A 20509-nucleotide genomic window follows, 5' to 3' on the forward strand; every position below is an offset into this window, starting at 1 on the left:
CCACCAGTCATGCGGTACGCCGGTGCGATCGACCGTGCGCCGCCACGACCTGGGTCATGAACTGGCGCTCGTACAGCCGGAGCCCGAGCACCGGGATGCGGAGGACGAGATCGCCGTCGAGCGTCACGGCGTTCTGCCGGAGCGCATCGTCGACCGGCGAGAGACCGAGCCCGTGATGCGCGCCGTCGATCTCGACGACCAGCGCGCAATCCCTCCACCGGACGTCGAGGTAGTACCGCCCACCAGCGACGTGCCGGACCACCTGACGCTCCGGCGTCGGTAGGCGGTACCGCCGGCAGAGCACCGCGAAGTCGAGCTCACCCAGCGACTCCGCGCCAGCACAGACGTCGTGAACGACCCGGCGGACGAACGCACCACGACGGGCTCCACGCGTCATGGTCAGCGCGGCCAGGAGTCGCTCCGGCCGGGCGAGGCGCTGCTGCACGGCCATCGCGAGCAACGTCGCCGCCTGCCGGTCCGAGCGCGCCCACGACGCCGCGCGGAGCACCGCCTCGACCGGCCGGGCGCGTGGGATGCCAGCAAGGACAGCGGGTTCCAGACGGCGCGGCGCGTGGATCGTCACGCCATCGACGCGGCGCACGCGCGTCCCGTGCGGCACGGAGATGTCGATGGTGTCATGGCGCCACCCGGTCAGGCCGGCGTGCATCAGCGCGCTGACGCCGTCCAGCCGGGCTCCGGCACCCACCTCGAACACCGCTCGCCACCGTCGCGCCTCGTCTCCTCCAGGCGCGAGCACGATCGACTGGCGGCCGACGAGTCGCCACCGTCCGGCGGCCACCTCGTCGCGGACGTCCCAGCGCGTAACGCCCACAGAACGCAGCTGCCTGCGCGAGGCGACCCCGTCCTGCGCCTCGATCAACGGAGCCGTGACGGACGCGCGCCATGATCGTCGCGGCGCGCCCTGGCGAGGTTGGTCCACGGGCCCGCAGTCTCACGGGTAGCCGCGATCGACGCAGCGCCACCTGTGGACAGCGCCACGTGGTGGTCCAGCCGTGAGCCATGGCTCACCTCTTGACCACCGGAACGGTCAGTCGTCGACGGGGAGGACGGCGCCGAGATCGACGGCGACCAGCTCGGCCACCTGCACCATGTTCAGCGCCGCGCCCTTGCGCAGGTTGTCGCTGCAGATGAACATCTCCAGCGACGTCGGGAAGTCCGGTGACTGCCGGATGCGACCCACGAAGGTGGGGTCGGAGCCGACGACATCCGCGGGGTTCGGGAACTCGCCGGAGCCCGGATCATCGAGCACCACAACGTAGTTCGGCCCCTCGATCAGAGCCTGACGCGCTTCCTCGGCGCTGATCTCGTTGGCGAACGTCGCGTGCACCGACAGCGAGTGCGCCGTCACGACCGGCACCCGGACGCACGTCGCCGACACCTTCAGCCTCGGCAGCCCGAGGATCTTGCGCGACTCGTCCCGGAGCCGTACCTCCTCGGAGGTCCAGCCGCCGTCCATCAGCCGCCCGGCGAACGGCACGACGTTGTACGCGATGGGCCCGGCGAACGGCGACGTCTCCGGCAGGTCCGACACGGCCCGCCGTACGTCACCGGGCACCTGACCGACGCGACGGTTGCCCGCCAGGGCGCCGATCTCGTCGTACAGCCGCTGCACACCGGCGCGACCGATGCCCGACACCGCCTGGAACGAGGTGACGACCAGCTCGGTGAGCCCCCAGCCCTGGTGCAGCGGCGAGACGGCGGTGATGACCGAGGTCGTCGTGGCGTTCGGGCTGGTGATGATGCCGCGCGGCCGCTTGCGGACCTGCGCCGGGTTGGTCTCGGGCAGGACGAGCGGCACCTCGGGGTCCTGCCGGAACGCACCGGAGCAGTCGACGACGACGCAGCCCTGGTCGGCGGCCACCGGCGCCCACGCGGTCGACACCGTGTCGGGCACCGCGAACAGCGCCACGTCGACCTCGGCGAACAGCTCCTTGCGCAGCGGCTCGATCGTGACCTGCTGACCTCGCACCATCCGGGCCTGACCCACCTCGCGGTCGTCGCCGACGAGCCGCACGTCGCCCCAGATGTCGGCACGGGTCGAGAGGAACTGCAGCGCGGTCCCGCCGACGGCACCGGTGGCGCCGATCACGGCGATCGAGGGTCTGGTCATGACGGATCAGCGCGAGGCTGCGATCACCTCCGCGATCTGGACGGTGTTCAGGGCCGCGCCCTTGCGCAGGTTGTCGTTGCTGATGAAGAGCACGAGTCCGCGGTTGTCGTCCACCGACTGGTCCTGGCGGATCCGCCCGACGTACGAGGGGTCCTGCCCGGCCGCGCCCAGCGGGGTCGGCACGTCGACGACCTCGACACCCGGGGCGGCGGCGAGCAGCGTGCGCGCCTCGTCCGGGGTGATGGCCTTCTGGAACTGGGCGTGCACCGACAGCGAGTGGCCGGTGAACACCGGGACACGCACACAGGTGCCTGCCACCTTCAGGTCCGGCAGGCCGAGGATCTTGCGCGACTCGTTGCGCAGCTTCTGCTCCTCGTCGGTCTCGTCCAGGCCGTCCTCGACGATCGAGCCCGCCATCGGCAGGACGTTGAAACCGATCGGGGCGACGTACGTGTGTGGCTCACCGAGCTCGACGGCCGAGCCGTCGTGGGTGAGCCGCTCCATGGTGTCAGCACCCTTGCGGATCTGTCCCGCAAGCTCGTCGACTCCGGCGAGTCCCGACCCCGAGACCGCCTGGTACGTGGCGACGGTGAGCCGCTGGAGCCCCGCCGCGTCGGTCAGCGGCTTCAGGACGGGCATCGCCGCCATGGTGGTGCAGTTCGGGTTGGCGATGATGTTCTTGGCGGCCTTGCCGATGTCCTGCGGGTTCACCTCGGAGACCACGAGCGGGACCTGCGGATCCAGCCGCCAGGCGGAGGAGTTGTCGATGACGGTCACGCCCGCAGCGGCGAACGCCGGCGCCAGGGCCCGCGACGTCGCGCCACCGGCGGAGAAGATCGCGATGTCCAGCCCGCTCGGGTCGGCCGTCTCTGCGTTCTCGACGGTGATCGAGCGGCCCTGCCACTCGATCTCCTTGCCCGCGGAGCGCGCGGACGCGAACAGCCGCAGCGTCGCCACCGGGAACTCCCGCTCGGCGAGCAGCCGGAGTACCACCGCGCCGACCTGACCGGTCGCCCCGACGACGCCGACGTTCAGCCCGCTCATCGGCCGGTCCCCCCGTACACCACGGCCTCGCCCTCGCTGGTGTCCAGCCCGAACGCGGTGTGCACCGCGCGGACGGCGTCGTCCAGCTGGTCGTCCCGTGTGACCACGGAGACACGGATCTCCGAGCTGGAGATCATCTCGATGTTGATGCCCGCGTCGGCGAGCGCCTGGAACAGGGTCGCGCTGACACCGGGGTGGCTGCGCATCCCCGAACCGATCAGGGACAGCTTGCCGACCTGGTCGTCGTACTGCAGCGAGTCGAAGCCGATGGCCTCCTTGGCCGCCTGCAGGACCTTCACGCCCTTCTGCCCGTCGCTCTTGGGCAGGGTGAACGACACGTCCGTGCGACCGGTGTCCGCGGCCGAGATGTTCTGGACGATCATGTCGATGTTGATCTCGGCGTCGGCGATGGCCTGGAAGATCTGCGCGGCCTTGCCGGGGCTGTCCTTGACGCCCACCACGGTGAGCTTGGCCTCGCTGCGGTCGTGCGCCACGCCGGCGATGATCGGGGCTTCCACGGTCTCTCCTTCGTCGGGCTCGTACACCCACGTGCCCTCGCGGTGGCTGAACGAGGAGCGCACGTGGATCGGCAGGTTGAAGCGGCGGGCGTACTCGACGCAGCGCAGCATCAGCACCTTCGCGCCGGAGGCCGCCATCTCCTGCATCTCCTCGTTGCTGATGCGGTCGATCTTGCGGGCGGACGGCACGATGCGCGGGTCGGCGGTGAAGATGCCGTCGACGTCGGTGTAGATCTCGCAGACGTCGGCCTCGAGGGCGGCGGCGAGCGCGACGGCGGTCGTGTCCGAGCCGCCGCGGCCGAGCGTGGTGATCTCCTTGGTGTCCTGGCTGACGCCCTGGAAGCCCGCGACGATCACGATGTGGCCACCGTCCAGCGCCTCCTGGATGCGCCCTGGGGTGACGTCGATGATGCGCGCCTTGCCGTGGACGTCGTCGGTGATGACGCCGGCCTGGGAGCCGGTGTAGGAGCGGGCGGAGTCGCCGAGGTTGGCGATGGCCATGCTGACCAGCGCCATCGACATCCGCTCGCCGGCGGTGAGCAGCATGTCCATCTCGCGCTCGGGCGGGCTCGGACTGACGGCTCCGGCGAGGTCGAGCAGCTCGTCGGTCGTGTCACCCATCGCCGACACCACGACGCACACGCGGTTGCCGGCCTTGCGGGTGTCGACGATGCGTCGCGCGACGCGCTTGATGCTGTCGGCATCGGCGAGCGACGAACCGCCGTACTTCTGGACTACCAGGCTCACAGCTGAGGGCCCTCCGGACGATCGAGGTCAGACGGAGAGGCTCAGTTTAGAGGTCGACCGGATCGCGAGACGGGGAGCCCACATCGCGGACCGGAGTTCGTCCGGCCCGTGTGCTCCCGCCTGCGGTCAGCCCTCGACGAGAGGTTCTGCTCCTTCGTCCCGCGGGTCGGGCAGGTCGTCCTGGTCCCCCGGCAGGCGGCCGGTGCTGACCATGTCCTCGGCGACGTCGTACAGCCGGGTGTTGGTGTCCATCGACAGCCGGCGCAGGACCGCGAACGCCGCGTCGGGTCCGAGCGCGAACCGCTCCATCACCATCCCGACCGCCTGGCTGGTGACCGTGCGGGTCTCCAGCGCCGAGCGCCACTGCTCCTCGGCCTGCGCCGCCACGATCACCGAGGCGGCGTGGATCGCGAAGATCCGCGCCGCCAGCCTCGCCGACGTGGTGAACGCGTCCGGTCGCCGTGCGTACAGCGTGAGTGCCCCGAACGCGCGGCTGCCGCTGATCAGCGGCAGGGCGAGCAGCGAGCCGAGACCGATGTCGGCGGGCAGCTGCTCGCTCCACGCGGCCCAGCGCCGGTCGGAGGGCAGGTGGGCGGCGTACACCTCCTGCCCGTGCCCGATCGCGTCCAGCCACGGCCCCTGGCCAGCGGCCTGCTGGGCGCGGTCGGCGATGCGTACGGCCTCGCTGGTCACCGCCTGTGTCTCGATGCCGCCGTCCCGGTCGATGACGCTGACTCCGGCCTCTTCGGCCCCCGGAACCAGCCGCGCGGTCTCGACCGTGGCCTGCACCGCGGACTCACTGGACGGCGACGACAGCTCCTGCATCATTGCGATCACGCGCGTGGCCAGCCGGTCGTCGAACAAGTCAGGCACCTGTCACCCTCACAATCGCGGTGCGTGACCGTGGTCACGCACCGGTGTCGAGGGGCTGGCTGCTGAACCCGTTGATTCGTCTCGTCCGAACTCTACGACACAGCGAGCTCTCGGCGCGCACAGGCGGAACAGCGGCTGCCGTACGGGCCGGTCGGGGCCGTACGCGCGTCCCGTGCCGCTCCTCGTGCTGATTCGTCCCGCCCTGGGCCGGGTACGCCCAGAGCACGACGGTTCGTCACCGAGGAGGTACCGCATGCCCGACGAGGACGACCTGCCCAGCACCCTGCAGCGCTCGCCGAAGAAGGCGCGGGACACCTGGTCGGCCGCGCACGACTCGGCGGTCGAGCAGTACGGCGAGGGTGAGCGCGCCCACCGGACGGCGTTCGCCGCGCTCAAGCACGGGTTCGAGAAGGTGGGCGACCACTGGGAGGCCAAGGCCGAGAAGGGTCCGAGCGACGCGCAGGCGGCCAGGACCGGCGACGCGGCACGCCGAGGCGGCGAGACCGCCGGCGGTGTCGACGCCAACGCCTCGAAGGAGCACCTGCAGGAGGTCGCGCGGCGGCTGGACGTCGAGGGCCGGTCCCGGATGACCAAGGACGAGCTGGTCGAGGCCATCCAACGCGCCAACGACCGGGCGACCCGCCGCGCCCGCGAGTAGTACCGGGGCGACAGGGCACCGCCGGGCGAGGTTCGAACCGCGCTGACGGTGGCGGGTGATCTACTGTGGCGCCCGCGCGGACGGACCGTTCGGCGCGCCAGGAAGCAGGAGGCCGGAGATGGACAACGATTCGGTGGCTCGGGAGATCGCCGAGCTCGCCCAGGACCTGCACTCCGCGGAGACGCCGGCCCAGACCGCCGAGCAGGTGGTGGCGTTCGCACAGCAGCAGTCGGGCGCCGACTACGCCGGCATCAGCCTGATCGGCCGCGGCGGCAAGCTGGAGACCATCGCGCCGACCGATCCGCTCGTGCGTCGGCTGGACGAGCTGCAGGACGAGCTCGACGAGGGCCCCTGCCACGACAGCGCGTGGGAGCAGGACACCCTGGTCTCGTCCGACCTGCGGACCAATCCGCGATGGCCCCGATGGGCGCCGCGGGCTGCCGACCTGGGCGTCGGCAGCGCCATGGGTGCCGAGCTGTCCGACGCGAACGGTCGCCGGATGGGCGCGGTGAACCTGTTCTGGCGGCGACCCCGCACCTTCACCCCCGAGGAGGTCGGCTTCATGACGATCTTCGCCCGGCATGCGGCGCTGGCCCTGGACGCGGCCCGCACCCAGGACGGGCTCCGTACGGCGCTCGACGCCCGCGGGCTCATCGGCCAGGCGCAGGGCATCCTGATGGAGCGGCACCGTCTCGACCAGGACCAGGCGTTCGAGGTGCTGCGCCGCTACTCGCAGAACTACAACCTCAAGCTGCGTGAGGTGGCCGAGCGGCTCGTCCTGACGCGAAGCCTCCCTGACACCGAGCCGAGCGGCGGGGCCCGCTGAGGCTCACCAGTGGAGGGTGCCCGGCGCGCCCTTGAACGGCCCCGTCACCCGCGAGGTGATCCAGCCGCCGTAGAACGACCCCTCCTGCGGTGTGACCCGCTCGCCGTCGACGTAGCAGCCCTGCATCGCCCCCGGCATCACGCCGACGTGGTCGGCCAGCCGCTCGTACCCCGGCGAGGGGTGCGGGTACAACCACGCCGCCCGAGGAGCCCGCGCCTCATCGACCACGACGTCGAAGTACGCCGCCTCGCCCTTGAACTCGCAGAACGTCGTGCCGGGCACCGGGACCAGCACGCCCCGCTCGAACGCCGAGCGCGGCAGGTAGTACGTCGGCGGGTGGCTCGTCTCCAGGACCCGCAGCGGCGAGCCCGTCCGCGCGATGCAGCGGCCGTCGAGGTGCACCTCGACCGTCTCCCCCGACGCGTCGACGGCCGGCGGTCGCGGGTAGTCCCAGACCGACTCGACCGGGCGCTCGGTGGACATCAGGACGCCTCCTCGACGGCATTCACGCGTGCGGCGTTGCTGACCCACTCCCACAGCCGACGGCGCTCCTGCGCAGAGGTCCGGGTCCGCGAGGAGTAGTCGGTCGGGCGCTCCCGACGGTCGTGCCACAGTCCGCCGCCCGGCGGCGGGTGCGGCGTCGCCAGCAGCCACCCGGTCGTGTCGGCGCCCTGACCGGTGGGCCGCAGGACCGGCCCCATGACGGTGGCGAACCGGGGCAACGACTCGGTGACCCCGGGTGTGTCCGCCCAGCCCGGGTGCATCCCGTACACCTGGATGCCGTCCGCGCCCCACCGCTCCTGCAACGTCGGCAGCAGCGCGACCTGGATCCGCTTGCTGCGAGCGTACGCGGTGGCCGGCCGGTACAGCTCGCGCTCGTACTCGAGGTCGTCCAGCGGGAGCGGCTGCACGTACATCCCGCCGGAGGTGACCAGGACGACGCGGGCGTGCTGGCCGCGCAGCAGCGGTCGCAGCCGCTCGGTCAGCGCGACCGGGCCGAGGACGTGGACCGCCAGCGACAGCTCGTGGTGCTGCGGCGACTCGGCGCGCTCCGGCGGCATGACCCCGGCGTTGTGGACGATGCCGGTCAGCGGTTGCCCGAGGGCGAGCAACGACTCGGCGAGCTCGGCAACGCTGTCGAGGTCGGACAGGTCGCAGCGCCACACCGTGGTCCCGGCCGGTGCGGGGATGCGGTCGGCGACCCGCTGCCCCTTCTGCACGTCACGGACGACCAGGTGGACGTGCGCGCCCAGTGCGGCGAGATCGGCGACGCACTGCGCGCCGAGGCCGGATGAGGCGCCGGTGACCAGGACGTTCCGCCCGGCGAGCGCGTCGGGCGGAGGGTCGTCCGGCCAGGTCGGCAGGCGCCGGCGTACGCGAATGCCGATCGTGGAGTACCCCGGCACGACGGCGCGGTCCATCAGGGTGTCCAGCGCCTGCGACACCGTGCGTGCTGCGTCCATCCACCACTCCTACCCCGAGGAGGCCGCGCTGCAACCGCCGACCGCGGCTAGGGGTGCAGCGCGTCGAACTCCGCGTCGGCGACGGTCTCCTCGTCGGCGTCCAGTCGCAGGTGGCCGAGGATCGTCAGCACCACCCGGAGCGCGGCCGAGGCTCGCACGCCCCACTCCGACAGGTAGGAGAACTGCCACCACCACATCGCCTCGACGACGCGGTCCTGGTCGTAGTGGGCCAGGCCGTGCTCGAGCGCGGCCACGATGCCGGCGAGGTCGTCGCTGAGCGCGCCGCGTCCCAGCTCCACGGAGGTCAGCGGGTCCACGACGTCGGCGTAGTCGTCGAGGCCCTCGAGCAGGTTGGCGAGCGAGGTACGCAGGGCGTCGTGGTCGATCTCCGGCCCGGAGTCCGGCTCGAACCGCTCGTCCGGCAGGACGTCCTGGATGGCCCCGAGCCGAGCGCCGGTGACCTGCAGCTGGCTGATCACCAGCAGCAGCAACGGAATTGCGGCGTCCGGCGCCACTCCGGCAGCGATGTCGCGCACGGCGGTGCTGAAGTCGCGGACGTCGCGGGCGGTGTCCTGGGCGAGCCCCGCGAGGTCGGCGTGCTCCGGCGGCCCGGGCTCGGTCGGCGTGGTGATGTCAGGCATCGAGCAGTCTCCGTCCTTCGAAGGCGCGGCCGAGAGTGACCTCGTCGGCGTACTCCAGGTCGCCGCCCACCGGCAGCCCGGACGCCAGCCGGGTGACCCGCAGGCCCATGGTGCTCAGCAGTCGGGCGAGGTACGCGGCGGTCGCCTCTCCCGTCAGGTTCGGGTTGGTCGCGAGGATGATCTCCTCGACCGCGCCGTCAGCGAGCCGGCGCATCAGCTCGGTGATGCGCAGGTCGTCGGGGCCGACGCCGTCGATCGGGCTGATCGCGCCGCCCAGCACGTGGTAGCGGCCACGGAACTCCCGGGTGCGCTCCAGTGCGATGACGTCCTTGGGGTCCTCCACCACACAGATCTGGGTGGCCTCGCGGCGCGGGTCGAGGCAGATCCGGCACTGCTCTGCCTCGGCGACGTTGAAGCACGTCTCGCAGAACCGCACCTTCTCCCGGACGACCGTGAGGACCTCGGTCAGCCGCTGGACGTCGGCGGGGTCGGCCTGCAGCAGGTGGAACGCGATGCGCTGCGCCGACTTGGGCCCGATGCCGGGCAGCCGGCCGAGCTCGTCGATCAGGTCCTGGACCACACCTTCGTACACCCTCGCGAGCGTAGTGCCCCGGTCCGACGACGCCCACCGCCCGCCGACCACCCCGACGACCGGCCCGACATTCCGTGCAGACGGGTCGACGGATGCGCCCGATGATCGTCAGGACGCAGGCGGGTGCTCGTTGTAGACGCCCGCGAGCTCCTGCCCGGTGAGGTCGTGGATGGCGGCCATGATCTCGTCGGTCACCTGACGACGGGCCTTCCCGGCCGGCACCCCGGCGTACCGCTCGGCGAGGCGCAGCGGCTCACCGAACCGGATCGTCGCGTGCGCGACCTTCGGACGGTTGGAGCCGATCGGCTGGATCTCCTGGGTGCCCGACAGCCCCACGGGGACGACGGGGGCGCCGGTCTCGAGCGCGAGGTGCGCGACGCCCGTACGCCCGCGGTAGAGGCGGCCGTCCCGCGAGCGCGTCCCCTCCGGGTAGATGCCGAACGCACCGCCCCGGCGCAGCACCCCGAGCGCGATCTCCAGCGAGTTGCTCGCGGCCTTCTTGTCGTCACGCTCGACGGGGATCATGCCCATCGAGGTCATCCACATCCGCATCGCGGCGCCCTTGGGGCCGGACCCGGTGAAGTAGGAGGCCTTGGCGAGGAAGTGGACCTGCCGCGGCGCGACCGTCGGGATCACCACGGAGTCGACGAACGACAGGTGGTTGCTGGCCAGGATCACCGCACCCGAGCGCGGGACGTGGTGTGCGCCCTCGACGGTCGGTCGGAACACGGCTCGCAGCGCGGGCGCCACGACCATCCGGGACGTGAGGTAGAGCACGGCCCAACCCTAGTGCGGGCTCGCGCGGGTCTCGCCCGGGCCGGTGACTACTCGCCCTCGTGGATGACGGTGCCGCCGAGGACGCTCTGGATGACCGGTACGCCGACGGCGCCGGAGTCCTCGATGTTCTCGTCGTCGCGGTCGGCGACGCTGTCGTCAGCGCCTCGGGCCGGGGTGTCGGACGCCTGGGCCGAGCTCGCCCGCGCGGCTCGCATCGCCCGCTGCCGTGGCGTCAGCCCGTCGTTCAAGCCACCGGCCGAGCCGGCCGCACCCTCACCCGAGCGCGTCCCCCCGCTGGCCGCGGCGGGCGCGGCGGTCTTCGGCCGCTCGCCGCGCGACGGCTCGGACCGCGGACCCGAGCCCACGACATCCGGCGCGGACGCGTCGGACGGCGACTCGCCGCCGGACGCCCACGGTGGCGGCGGAGCGGTCGGGGCACCCCAGCTGTCGGCCGGGCCGGCGTCCCAGCCGCCTCGCGGCGTGGCGGCGCCGAGGGCCTGCGCGTCCGCCGCGGTCGACGAGCCACCCGCGCCCGGCGAGGGAGCGGGAGGACGAGTCGTCGCCTCGGACGTCGCGGGGCGCTGCTCACCGGAGTCGACGAAGCCCGGTCCCTCGCCGCTCGGCTCACCCGAACCGGTCTGCGGACCGGCCGGCGGCGGGGCTGCGGCCGGAGGCGGCCCGTCGTGCGGCGTCGCCTCCACTCGCACGTCCACGCCCAGCGCGGCGTTCAGCGCCTGCCGGACGATGTCGGGGTGCGGACCGCGGCGGAACGTCTCGGCCAGCCCGGCGGTGGTCGTCCCGAGCAGCAGCCGCTCACCGTCGTAGTCCAGGACCTGCGCACTCTGGGAGACCAGCGCCCAGGTGACCCGCTTGGTCTGCGCGATGCGGTCGAGGACGGTCGGCCACTCCCGCCGGATGGCGTCGGTGTCGATGGCGCCCGGCTTCGGCGGCGGCGCCGGACTCGGCACGACCTCCGGCGCAGGGGTGGGGGTCGACGTCGCGGCAGCATCGTCGGGCCGCTCGGACGCGGCCTGCTCGGACTGCTGCGGCGCGCTCGAGGACTCGGCGGACGCCTGCGACGTGGACGGCGACGCCGACACCGACACCGACGTCGCCGGTGCCTCGACGCGCTCCGGCGACGGGTCCGGCGCAGCAGCGGCCGGAGCCGCGACCGGGCCCGCTGGCCGGGCGGGCGCCGAGGCCTGGCCCGCCGGAGTCGGCGGGAGCTGACCCATGTCGAGGCGACGCTCGAGGCGGTCCAGCCGGGCGGCGTACCCCTGCTCGCCGGACGCGGCCGGCAGCAGGATGCGCGCACAGATGAGCTCGAGCTGCAGCCGCGGCGCGGTCGCGCCGGTCATCTCGGTGAGACCGGCGTTGGCGATGTCGGCGGCCCGCGACAGCGCACCGTCGCCGAACGCCGAGGCCTGCTGACGCATCCGCTCCAGCTGGTCCTCCGGGATCGTCCGCAGCACCTGGGCGGCGCCCTCCGGCACGGCGGCCACGATGATCAGGTCGCGCAACCGCTCCAGCAGGTCCTCGATGAACCGGCGCGGGTCGTGGCCGGACTCGATCACCCGGTCGATCTGGCGGAACACCGACCCCGAGTCGCGCACCGCGAGCGCGTCCACGGTGGCGTCGAGCAGCTCACCGTCGGTGAACCCGAGCAGCGACGCGGCACCGGCGTACGTCAGTCCCTCGTCCCCCGAGCCGGCGATCAGCTGGTCGAGGACGGACAGCGAGTCACGCACCGAGCCCCCGCCGGCGCGCGTGACGAACGACAGCACGCCCGGCTCGACCTGCACGCCCTCGGCGTCGCAGAGCCGCTGCATGTAGTCGGAGAGCAGCCCCGGCGGGACAAGCCGGAACGGGTAGTGGTGGGTCCGGGAGCGGATCGTGCCGATGACCTTCTCGGGCTCGGTCGTCGCGAAGACGAACTTCACGTGCTCCGGCGGCTCCTCGACGATCTTCAGCAGCGCGTTGAAGCCCTGCGGCGTCACCATGTGCGCCTCGTCGATGATGTAGATCTTGAACCGGCTCTGCGCCGGGCCGTACGACGCCCGCTCGCGCAGGTCGCGCGCGTCGTCGACACCGCCGTGGCTGGCTGCGTCGATCTCGATGACGTCGACCGAGCCGGAGCCGCCGCGGGCCAGTGCGACGCAGGAGGCGCACTCGCCGCACGGCGTCGGCGTCGGGCCCTGCTCGCAGTTGAGGCAGCGCGCCAGGATGCGGGCGCTGGTCGTCTTGCCGCACCCGCGCGGCCCGCTGAACAGGTAGGCATGGTTGACCCGGCCGGTCCGCAGCGCCTGCATGAGCGGCTCGGTCACGTGCTCCTGGCCGATGACGTCGGCGAACGACTCGGGTCGGTATCGGCGGTAGAGAGCCGACGAGGCAGGAAGCGTCACGTGGGCGACCCTATCCCCGAGCGGGGACGGCGGCTCCGGGCTGTCGGTGGCCGGCGGAACACTCCGCCCATGGACGCCGTGGACCTGCTCCGAGCCCTTGCCGAGACGATCGACGACCAGCGGTGGGACGACCTGGCGCGGGTGCTCTCCCCCGCGTTCTCGGGCCGGTACGTCCACACCGGCGAGACCTTCGACCGGGACGGGTTCGTCGCGGTCAACCGCGACTACCCCGGGTCCTGGCGCTTCGTGTGGGAGGACGTCGTCGGCGTGGGCGAGCGCGCCGCCGGACGAGCGCGGGTGTTCGACGCCGAGGAGACGCACTACGTCGCGACGTTCGTCACCGCCGACGAGCACGGCATCGCCGAGCTGGTCGAGGTGTGGGCCGAGGCGGGCGACGCCCCTCCGGCCGGTCGGCGCCCCGGGCCGGCGTGACGGGCGGAGCGTGACGGGCGGGGAGACCCAAGGACCCCCCACGTACCCGGAAGAGCTCACCTACCCTTGCTGCATTCCTGCCCTGGGGGAGTTCGGAGAGGTACCGCCACGTGGGGGGCCGAGGCCACACTCTAGGCCAGCGCTGCCTGCACTCGCGAATCCAGTCGACCGGCCCGCCCGAGGGCCACGCGACCTGCCGGGCAACGCGAAAGGGACCGGTCGCACCGACCGGTCCCTTCGACGTGGCGGAGGATGCGGGATTTGAACCCGCGAGGGGTTTCATCCCCAACACGATTTCCAATCGTGCGCACTAGGCCACTATGCGAATCCTCCGCGGAGCACAGTACAGGTCCGACCGGTCACCCCGAAATCGGCTCCTCCGGGAGCCGTCACCGCGAGCCCGGACCGAGCCGCCGAGCCGGGCGGTCCGTAATGTGGGACGTGCCGACCCACCCGAACCCGATCCGCGTCAGAGTAGGAGCAGGTCGCAATACCACGACAACGCGGAGCTGCGGCGAGACGTCATGGAATCGTGACAGCCCGCCTGTCGGCAGGCGACGGTGGAGCCGTCACACTGAAGACCCGTCAGGACGCGAGGTATGGGGTAGGGATGCGTGGGGAGACACGACGAGGCGCAGTAGCGCTCGCCGGTGCTGCCGTCGTCATGAGCATGGCTGTCGCCGGCTGCGGCGGCGGCGCTCGCGGGGAGGAGCCCAAGGCGACCCCCAGCTGCCCGACCACCGTCCCGAAGCCGACGGTGAAGATCGCGCCGTCGACGATCTACCTCAACATCGTCAACGCGGGCAACCAGAACGGCGCCGCGGGGCGCGCGTCCAAGCAGCTGGGCTGGCGCGGCTTCCACGTGCTGGAAACAAAGTCGCAGAGCCTGATGGACGATCGGCCGGTCCCCAAGGCCGCGGAGATCCGGTACGGCAAGGGCGGCCTGCAGATCGCGCTCACGCTCGCGACGCAGGTCAAGAACCCGGTCCTCACCGAGGACGACCGCAGCAACCCGACGGTCGACCTCGTCATCGGGGACGCGTTCGGCCTGGTGCCGCTGCCGCCGACGCCGGCCAAGGACGTCCAGATCAACGTGTACAACACGACCTACCGCGCCGGGCTGTCCGGTCAGGTCGCCGCGGCCATGCGAGCGCGCGGCTTCCAGATCCTGTCCAACGACAACGACCCGCGCCGGCGGTTCCTGCCGAACGACGTGGCGTACATCATCTCCGGCGAGCGCGGCGAGCCGGCCGCGCGACGGGTCGCCCTGCAGCTCAAGGGCGCGAAGCTGCAGCAGGACGGTCGCCAGGACAACACCGTGGACGTCGTCATCGGCAACCACTACACGGCGCTGGTGCCCACGGCGCAGGCCACGCCCGCACCGACCCCGACCGTGCCCCGTCCCCCCGGCTGCTGACCGACGATCAACCTCACCTTCCGTGCCCGCTCGTGCACGGAAGGCATCGTCAGCGGCGGCGGCGCGCCGTCCCGAACAGGCTACGAGTGATCTCCCGGCCGATGACGGTGCCGGCCGAGCGCAGCGCCGACTTGAACGCCCTCGACTTCACCACCTGCTCGACCATGCCCGGCTGCTCCTTGGCCTGCTTCGGCGACTTCGGTGCGCCCTGCGCCGGCGGCGGGGAGGGCGCGCCCGCGGGAGCCGGCGCCTGGTCGTCCGCGGCCGGGGCGTTCTGCAGCCGGGCGCTGAGCTTCTCGTACGCCGACTCCCGGTCCAGCGCCTCGGCGTACTTCGGCTTCAGCGGCGAGGCGTTCACGACGCCGTCGACGGTCGCCTCGGGTGAAGGGGCCATCAGCGACTGCGGCGCCCGCATCCGGGTCCACGCGACGGGCGTCGGCGCGCCCTTCTCGGACAGGACGGTGACGACCGCCTCTCCGGTGCCGATCTGGGTCAGCAGCTCCTCCAGGTCGTACCCGCTGTGGGGGAACGTCTGCACGGTCGCCTTGAGCGCCTTGGCGTCCTCGGGGGTGAAGGCGCGCAGGGCGTGCTGGACGCGGTTGCCGAGCTGGGCGAGCACGCCGGAGGGCACGTCCTTCGGCGTCTGGGTCACGAAGAACACGCCGACGCCCTTGGACCGGATGAGCCGGACGGTCTGCTCGATGGAGTCCAGGAAGGCCTTCGAGGCGTCGTCGAACAGCAGGTGCGCCTCGTCGAAGAAGAACACCAGCTTGGGCTTCTCGGCGTCGCCCACCTCGGGCAGGTCGTGGAAGAGGTCGGCCAGCAGCCACATCAGGAACGTCGAGAAGAGCGCCGGGCGGTCCTGGACGGCCGGCAGCTCCAGGCACGTCACGATGCCCGTGCCGTCCTGGCCGACGCGCAGCAGGTCGGCGGTGTCGAACTCCGGCTCCCCGAAGAACACATCGGCGCCCTGGTCGCTGAAGGAGATGAGGTTGCGCAGGATCACGCCGGCCGTCGCGGAGGAGAGACCGCCGAGCGTCTTCAGGTCCGCCTTGCCCTCGTCCGACGTGAGGTGCTGGATGACCGCCCGCAGGTCCTTGAGGTCCAGCAGCGCCAGGCCCTGCTGGTCGGCGTAGTGGAAGACCAGGCCCAGGCTGGACTCCTGGGTGTCGTTCAGCCCCAGCACCTTCGACAGCAGCGTCGGGCCGAACGAGGTCACGGTCGCCCGGATCGGGACGCCCTTGCCCAGGCCGCCCAGCGACAGGAACTCGGTGGTGTAGGCGGTCGCCGCCCACTGCTGACCGACCTCGCCGGCCCGCGCGGCGATCTTGTCGTTGGACTCGCCGGGTGAGGCCATACCGGACAGGTCGCCCTTGATGTCGGCGAGGAAGACGGGCACGCCCTGGCCGGCGAGCTGCTCGGCCATCAGCTGCAACGTCTTGGTCTTGCCGGTGCCGGTGGCGCCGGCGACCAGCCCGTGCCGGTTCATCATGGCCAGCGGGAGGCGGACGGGGACGTCGGCGTGCGCCGTGCCGTCGACGACGGCCGCACCGAGGTCGAGCGCCCCACCCTCGAAGGTGTATCCGGACCTGATCGTGTCGACGATGCTCGAGTCAGTCACGCGCCCGACACTAGCCCGCGAGAGGCGCTCGGACGCGTCGTCCGGCGCAGCGACACGAGGGCGGTCGGGGCGCTCCGCCGCGGGTACAGGCCACCCACTTACACTGCGGTGCGTGATCTTCAAGGCAGTGGGCGAGGGACGACCCTATCCGCACCACGGCTTGGAGACCCCGCGCGACTGGAGCCCCGTCGCGCCGCGGATGGTCCGGCTGGACGAGCTCATCACCACCAAGCGGCACCTCGACCTGGAGATCGTGCTGTCCGAGGACTCCACCTTCTACGGCGACCTGTTCGCCCACGTCGTGCAGTGGCGCGGCGACCTCTACCTCGAGGACGGCCTGCACCGCGCCCTGCGCGCCGCGCTGCAGCAGCGTCCCGTCCTGCACGCACGGGTGCTCGACCTGTGAGCCAGCCTGCCCCGCACCACCGTCGCCCGTACGAGACGGGTCTCGCCCGTGCGCGCCGCCGCCGGCACCGCCGGGCGGTCGCCGTCATCAGCCTGGTCGGGATCCTGGTCGTGGCGACGTTCGTGTACTCGGTGCTGTACGTCCAGAACAAGCTCCCCGGGCAGCAGGCGGCGACGCCCACCTGCACGGTGACGGCCACTCCGACCGTCGACCCGCAGTCCGCCTTCCGGCTCAACATCTACAACGCCGGCGGCCAGCAGGGCCGAGCGAACGACGTGGCGCTGGCGATGAAGTCGCGAGGCTTCGACGTGGGCGTCGTCGGCAACGACCCGTACAAGAAGCGCATCGCCGGCGTCGGCGAGATCCGGTTCGGGGCCTCGGGCGAGGGTGCCGCGAGCCAGTACATCCACACGCTCGCCCCCGGCGCCCAGCTGGTGCAGGACGGGCGGACCGACACCAGCGTCGACGTGGTCGTCGGCTCGGCCTTCCCCTCGATCCCGACCGCTCCCCCGAAGCCCGCACCGACGACGGCGGCCTGCTGAGCCGTGCGCGTCGTCTCGCTGCTGCCGTCCGCCACCGAGATCCTGCACGCGATCGGCGCCGGTGACGACGTCGTCGGCGTGACGTTCGAGTGCGACTTCCCGCAGACCGCCCGCACGACGGCCCGGGTCGTGTCCACCTCCGCCCTGCCGGACGGGCTCACCCCCGCCCAGATCGACGCCGCCGTCGCCGAGCGGATGCGGGCCGGCGAGGACATCTACCGGCTGGACCGCCAGGCGCTGCTCGGGCTCGACGCCGATGTCGTCGTCACCCAGGACCTCTGCGCGGTCTGCGCGGTGGACGTGAGCGAGGTCCACGACGCGCTGGACTTCCTCGGCTGCACCGCCGACGTCGTCACGACCGACCCGTCCACCCTGGAGGCGGTCTGGGCCTCGGTCGAGCAGATCGGCCGTGCCACCGGCCGGCTCGCCGAGGCGAGGCGGCTGGCCTCGGACCTGCGGGAGCGGACCGCCGCCGTACGCCGGTCCGTGGTCGGTGCGTCGCCCGTGCGGTGCCTGGTCCTGGAGTGGACGGACCCGCCGTTCGCGCCCGGACACTGGGTGCCCGAGATGGTCGAGACCGCCGGCGGCGTGAGCGTGCTCGGCGAGGTCGGCGCCCCGTCGACGCGCACCACCTGGGACGCGGTCCGGGCGTGCGCACCCGACGTCGTGGTCAGCGCTCCGTGCGGGTTCGACCTGGCCCGGTCCGCCGAGCTCACCCGCGAGCTGCTCGCGCACGCGGCGCTGCCGGCCGGGGTGCCGGTGTGGGCGGTGGACGCGAACGCCTCCTTCGCCCGTCCCGGTCCGCGCCTCGCCGACGGCGTCGAGGCGCTCGCCGCGATCATGCACGCGGATCACGCCGGAACGCCCGATCCGCGGATCGCGGTTCGCCTCCGCTGAGAAGCCGGAACGGCGGTGCTGCCGTCCGCTCCGGTCCGCCCGGCCGTCGTCGGTCGGACCGGACGCATATGGTGTGAACGCCTTGAGCAAGGCACATAGATGTGCTCTGCTAAGGCCAGCGCCCCAGCTCAAGCAAAGTGGCTGGACAGTCCTTGACCGTCTGAGAGCCACGATGAGCCTGCCCCTGCCCACGCCTCCGCCTGCCCCCGATGACGACAGCACCGCCGAGGAGCTCCTCGAGCAGGCGGCGGCCGAGACCGATCCCGCCGCAGCGGCCGCGCTGCGCGACGAGGTGGTCCTGCGGCACCGGGGGCTGGCCCGCAGCGTCGCCCGGCGGTTCACCGAGCGGGGTGTCGACCCCGACGACCTGGAGCAGGTCGCCATGGTCGGCCTGGTGCAGGCCGCCCGGCGCTACAAGCCGGGCGTCGGCCACGGCTTCATCGCGTTCGCCGTCCCCACGATGACCGGCGAGATCAAGCGGCACTTCCGCGACCACGGCTGGGCCGTCCGGCCGCCGCGCTCCCTGCAGGAGGCGCACCACGACGTACGCCAGGCGGGCGATCAGCTGACGCAGTTCCTGCAGCGTCTGCCCACGCCGCAGGAGCTCGCCGAGCACCTCGGGCTCGAGCTCGAGGTGGTGGAGCACGCCGAGCTGCTGCAGGACCAGTACCGGTCCGCCTCCCTGGACGCACCGATGATCGGCGTCAACGAGCTGACCCTGGGCGACTCGGTCGCCGACCCCCACGACGCGTACACCGGCGTCGACGCGATGGTGTCGCTGCAGCCGGTCCTGCACCGGCTCACCCCGCGGGAGCGTCTCATCGTGCGGATGAGGTACGTCGACAACCTCACCCAGCGGCAGATCGGCACGCACATCGGTGTCAGCCAGATGCAGGTGTCCCGCCTGCTGCGCGGCATCCTCGACCGGCTGCGGCGCCAGGTCGGCTGACGCGCTCGCCCTGCCCGCTCGGCCTGCCCGCCCGCGTGGCCGTCGACGCGGGCCGGCCGAGCCGTCCGGCCGGCGTACGTCAGAAGACCGGCTTGCCGCCGGTGACACCGACCACGGTGCCGGAGACGTAGCCCGCCTCTCGCGGCGAGGCGAGGTAGACGAAGGCCGGTGCCACCTCGGCCGGCTGACCGGCGCGACCGAGCGGGGTGTCCGTGCCGAAGCTCTCCAGCTTCTCCGGGCGCTGCGTCGCCGGCTGCAGGGGCGTCCAGATCGGGCCGGGCGCCACCGCATTCACGCGGATGCCCTTGGGTCCGAGCTCGGCCGCCAGGTTCACGGTCAGGTTGTTGATGCCGGCCTTGGTCGCCGCGTAGTCCAGCAGCGACGTCGACGGCTGGTACGCCTGGATCGAGCTGACGTTGATGATGCTGCTGCCCTTGTGCAGGTGCGGGAGGACCGCCTGGGTCAGCCAGAGCAGGGCGTACAGGTTGGTCTTCAGGACCCGGTCGATGCGCTCGACGCTCATGTCCTCCAGCCCGTCGTCGCGCGCCATCTGCACGCCGGCGTTGTTGATCAGGACGTCCAGGCCGCCGAGCTCCTGCACCGCCTTGCCGGCGACCTCCTCGCAGGTGTGCTGCTCGGTGAGGTCACCCGGGCAGAGGGCGGCCGTCCGGCCGGTCTCCCGGACCCAGCTGGCCGTCTCCTCGGCGTCCCCCTGCTCCTCGGGGAGGTAGGACAGTGCGACGTCCGCTCCCTCACGCGCGAAGGCGATCGCGACCGCGCGGCCGATCCCGGAGTCACCGCCGGTGATCAGCGCGCGGATCCCCTCCAGGCGCCCGCAGCCCCGGTAGCTGTGCTCACCGTGGTCCGGCGGCGGGTCCATCGCGTCCGTACGACCTGGCAGGGTCTGCTGCTGGGCGGGGAATCCGGACGTGGGCTCGTCCTGCTCGGACATGGTGATGCCTCCGTTTCACTACGCGGTGACTCCGCTTTACCCGTCGACGGTGGTGGTGACACGTCCTCAGCGGCGGCCGCGCGCGAAGTCCCAGAACCGCAGCAGCGCCATCTCCTCGTCGACGGTCACGCCCTCGTCCAGCTCGACGTCCGGGGAGGACTCGACCGTCCCGCGGTCGAAGGGCACCACGACACCACCGCCCCGACGCTGGACGATGACGCACGCCATCGGGACCGCGTGCCCGATGTGCGTGGGCTGCTCACCGACGACCAACCACTCGGCGGCGTTCGACTGCACGTCGACGAGGATGTCCTGGACCGCTCCGATCCGCCGACCGGCGCTGTCGAGCACCGAGCGGCCGACGAGATCGACTCCGTGTGGAGCGGTGGGACGCATCGCTCTCCTCGGCCGACGTCGCTGCCCGCTCATGCGGGCTTGCCCCCGGGGTTACCCGCCGTGGCGGCGGTCTAACCCAGGGATCCCCGATCACCGTCCACCTACGGCAGAACTTGGCGAGGAGCACACGCATGCATGTGCTCCTCCTTACCTTTTGCCGGTGGGTTCGACACGGGGTTGCGAGCCGACCGCGCGGGCGAGATCGCCCGACGCGGTGAGCGGACG

Annotated in this window: 22 protein-coding genes, 1 tRNA gene and 1 other RNA gene; 8 read left to right on the plus strand and 16 right to left on the minus strand. The window is 72.2% G+C overall.

What is annotated here, in order from left to right:
* Positions 1-7: 7 nt before the first annotated feature.
* The 5 genes from P4R38_RS18745 to P4R38_RS18765 form a co-directional block, all read right to left on the minus strand.
* On the minus strand, positions 8-832 hold the full coding sequence (locus tag P4R38_RS18745; RefSeq protein WP_277193486.1) for a hypothetical protein: 825 nt from the start codon (positions 830-832) through the stop codon (positions 8-10).
* Between the two features lie 216 nt (positions 833-1048).
* A complete protein-coding gene (locus P4R38_RS18750; RefSeq protein WP_275238181.1) occupies positions 1049-2131 on the minus strand; it encodes an aspartate-semialdehyde dehydrogenase in 1083 nt (360 codons plus the stop codon).
* Positions 2132-2137: 6 nt separating this feature from the next.
* Positions 2138-3175 carry an aspartate-semialdehyde dehydrogenase gene (locus P4R38_RS18755; protein ID WP_277193487.1) on the minus strand — a complete coding sequence of 346 codons (1038 nt, stop codon included), beginning with the start codon at positions 3173-3175 and terminating at the stop codon, positions 2138-2140.
* Positions 3172-4440, minus strand: a complete 1269-nt coding sequence (locus tag P4R38_RS18760; RefSeq protein WP_277193488.1) for an aspartate kinase — start codon at positions 4438-4440, stop codon at positions 3172-3174. The genes P4R38_RS18755 and P4R38_RS18760 overlap by 4 nt, the downstream gene beginning before the upstream one ends.
* A 126-nt stretch (positions 4441-4566) precedes the next feature.
* Positions 4567-5313 carry a GAF and ANTAR domain-containing protein gene (locus P4R38_RS18765; RefSeq protein ID WP_277193489.1) on the minus strand — a complete coding sequence of 249 codons (747 nt, stop codon included), beginning with the start codon at positions 5311-5313 and terminating at the stop codon, positions 4567-4569.
* A 253-nt stretch (positions 5314-5566) separates the two neighbouring features.
* Here P4R38_RS18765 and P4R38_RS18770 point away from each other — a divergent pair, with 253 nt between their 5' ends.
* Together P4R38_RS18770 and P4R38_RS18775 are read left to right on the plus strand one after the other, a co-directional pair.
* Complete coding sequence (locus P4R38_RS18770) at positions 5567-5971, plus strand: ChaB family protein (protein WP_277193490.1); 405 nt, start codon at positions 5567-5569, stop codon at positions 5969-5971.
* 118 nt (positions 5972-6089) lie between these two features.
* Complete coding sequence (locus tag P4R38_RS18775; protein ID WP_277193491.1) at positions 6090-6797, plus strand: GAF and ANTAR domain-containing protein; 708 nt, start codon at positions 6090-6092, stop codon at positions 6795-6797.
* Between the two features lie 3 nt (positions 6798-6800).
* Here P4R38_RS18775 and P4R38_RS18780 read toward each other — a convergent pair whose 3' ends face one another.
* The 6 genes from P4R38_RS18780 to P4R38_RS18805 all read right to left on the minus strand — a co-directional run bounded on the left by P4R38_RS18780 (position 6801) and on the right by P4R38_RS18805 (position 12672).
* Complete coding sequence (locus P4R38_RS18780) at positions 6801-7280, minus strand: DUF427 domain-containing protein (RefSeq protein ID WP_277193492.1); 480 nt, start codon at positions 7278-7280, stop codon at positions 6801-6803.
* Positions 7280-8260, minus strand: coding sequence for an SDR family NAD(P)-dependent oxidoreductase (locus tag P4R38_RS18785; protein WP_277193493.1), 981 nt, complete (start codon positions 8258-8260; stop codon positions 7280-7282). Before P4R38_RS18785 ends, P4R38_RS18780 begins: the two co-directional genes overlap by 1 nt.
* Before the next feature lie 47 nt (positions 8261-8307).
* Positions 8308-8901, minus strand: coding sequence for a DUF5063 domain-containing protein (locus tag P4R38_RS18790; protein WP_275238173.1), 594 nt, complete (start codon positions 8899-8901; stop codon positions 8308-8310).
* Positions 8894-9493, minus strand: a complete 600-nt coding sequence (recR, locus tag P4R38_RS18795) for a recombination mediator RecR (RefSeq protein WP_277193494.1) — start codon at positions 9491-9493, stop codon at positions 8894-8896. Before recR ends, P4R38_RS18790 begins: the two co-directional genes overlap by 8 nt.
* A 108-nt stretch (positions 9494-9601) precedes the next feature.
* A complete protein-coding gene (locus tag P4R38_RS18800) occupies positions 9602-10270 on the minus strand; it encodes a lysophospholipid acyltransferase family protein (RefSeq protein ID WP_277193495.1) in 669 nt (222 codons plus the stop codon).
* Positions 10271-10317: 47 nt separating this feature from the next.
* Positions 10318-12672, minus strand: a complete 2355-nt coding sequence (locus P4R38_RS18805) for a DNA polymerase III subunit gamma and tau (RefSeq protein ID WP_277193496.1) — start codon at positions 12670-12672, stop codon at positions 10318-10320.
* Between the two features lie 69 nt (positions 12673-12741).
* Here P4R38_RS18805 and P4R38_RS18810 point away from each other — a divergent pair, with 69 nt between their 5' ends.
* Positions 12742-13104, plus strand: coding sequence for a hypothetical protein (locus P4R38_RS18810; RefSeq protein ID WP_277193498.1), 363 nt, complete (start codon positions 12742-12744; stop codon positions 13102-13104).
* A gap of 26 nt (positions 13105-13130) precedes the next feature.
* Here the strand turns inward: P4R38_RS18810 and ffs are convergent.
* Positions 13131-13227, minus strand: an RNA gene (ffs, locus tag P4R38_RS18815) — signal recognition particle sRNA small type.
* Between the two features lie 120 nt (positions 13228-13347).
* Positions 13348-13437, minus strand: a tRNA-Ser gene (locus tag P4R38_RS18820).
* Between the two features lie 331 nt (positions 13438-13768).
* Here P4R38_RS18820 and P4R38_RS18825 point away from each other — a divergent pair.
* Positions 13769-14521: a LytR C-terminal domain-containing protein gene (locus tag P4R38_RS18825; RefSeq protein WP_275238168.1), complete on the plus strand. Its 753-nt coding sequence runs from the start codon at positions 13769-13771 to the stop codon at positions 14519-14521.
* 49 nt (positions 14522-14570) lie between these two features.
* Here the strand turns inward: P4R38_RS18825 and P4R38_RS18830 are convergent, their stop codons facing one another.
* Positions 14571-16142, minus strand: a complete 1572-nt coding sequence (locus tag P4R38_RS18830) for a helicase HerA-like domain-containing protein (protein WP_277193500.1) — start codon at positions 16140-16142, stop codon at positions 14571-14573.
* Between the two features lie 112 nt (positions 16143-16254).
* Between P4R38_RS18830 and P4R38_RS18835 the strand changes: the two genes are divergently transcribed.
* The 4 genes from P4R38_RS18835 to P4R38_RS18850 all read left to right on the plus strand — a co-directional run bounded on the left by P4R38_RS18835 (position 16255) and on the right by P4R38_RS18850 (position 18936).
* The gene (locus P4R38_RS18835; RefSeq protein ID WP_275238166.1) at positions 16255-16548 is read left to right on the plus strand and encodes a type II toxin-antitoxin system VapB family antitoxin; all 294 of its coding nucleotides are present in this window, start codon (positions 16255-16257) and stop codon (positions 16546-16548) included.
* The gene (locus P4R38_RS18840; protein WP_277193502.1) at positions 16545-17090 is read left to right on the plus strand and encodes a LytR C-terminal domain-containing protein; all 546 of its coding nucleotides are present in this window, start codon (positions 16545-16547) and stop codon (positions 17088-17090) included. The genes P4R38_RS18835 and P4R38_RS18840 overlap by 4 nt, the downstream gene beginning before the upstream one ends.
* A 3-nt stretch (positions 17091-17093) precedes the next feature.
* Positions 17094-17987 carry an ABC transporter substrate-binding protein gene (locus P4R38_RS18845; protein WP_277193503.1) on the plus strand — a complete coding sequence of 298 codons (894 nt, stop codon included), beginning with the start codon at positions 17094-17096 and terminating at the stop codon, positions 17985-17987.
* Positions 17988-18159: 172 nt separating this feature from the next.
* Entirely contained in the window at positions 18160-18936 is a 777-nt protein-coding gene (locus P4R38_RS18850) for a sigma-70 family RNA polymerase sigma factor (protein WP_277193504.1), read from the plus strand.
* A gap of 79 nt (positions 18937-19015) precedes the next feature.
* Here the strand turns inward: P4R38_RS18850 and P4R38_RS18855 are convergent, their stop codons facing one another.
* Together P4R38_RS18855 and P4R38_RS18860 are read right to left on the minus strand one after the other, a co-directional pair.
* A complete protein-coding gene (locus P4R38_RS18855; protein WP_275238162.1) occupies positions 19016-19888 on the minus strand; it encodes an SDR family oxidoreductase in 873 nt (290 codons plus the stop codon).
* Positions 19889-19954: 66 nt separating this feature from the next.
* Positions 19955-20284 (minus strand): PRC-barrel domain-containing protein, encoded by a 330-nt coding sequence (locus P4R38_RS18860; RefSeq protein WP_275238161.1) that lies wholly within the window; start codon positions 20282-20284, stop codon positions 19955-19957.
* Positions 20285-20509 lie beyond the last annotated feature (225 nt).

This window comes from Luteipulveratus flavus, from assembly GCF_029439465.1.
In the GTDB taxonomy this organism is placed as follows: Bacteria; Actinomycetota; Actinomycetes; order Actinomycetales; family Dermatophilaceae; genus Luteipulveratus; species Luteipulveratus flavus.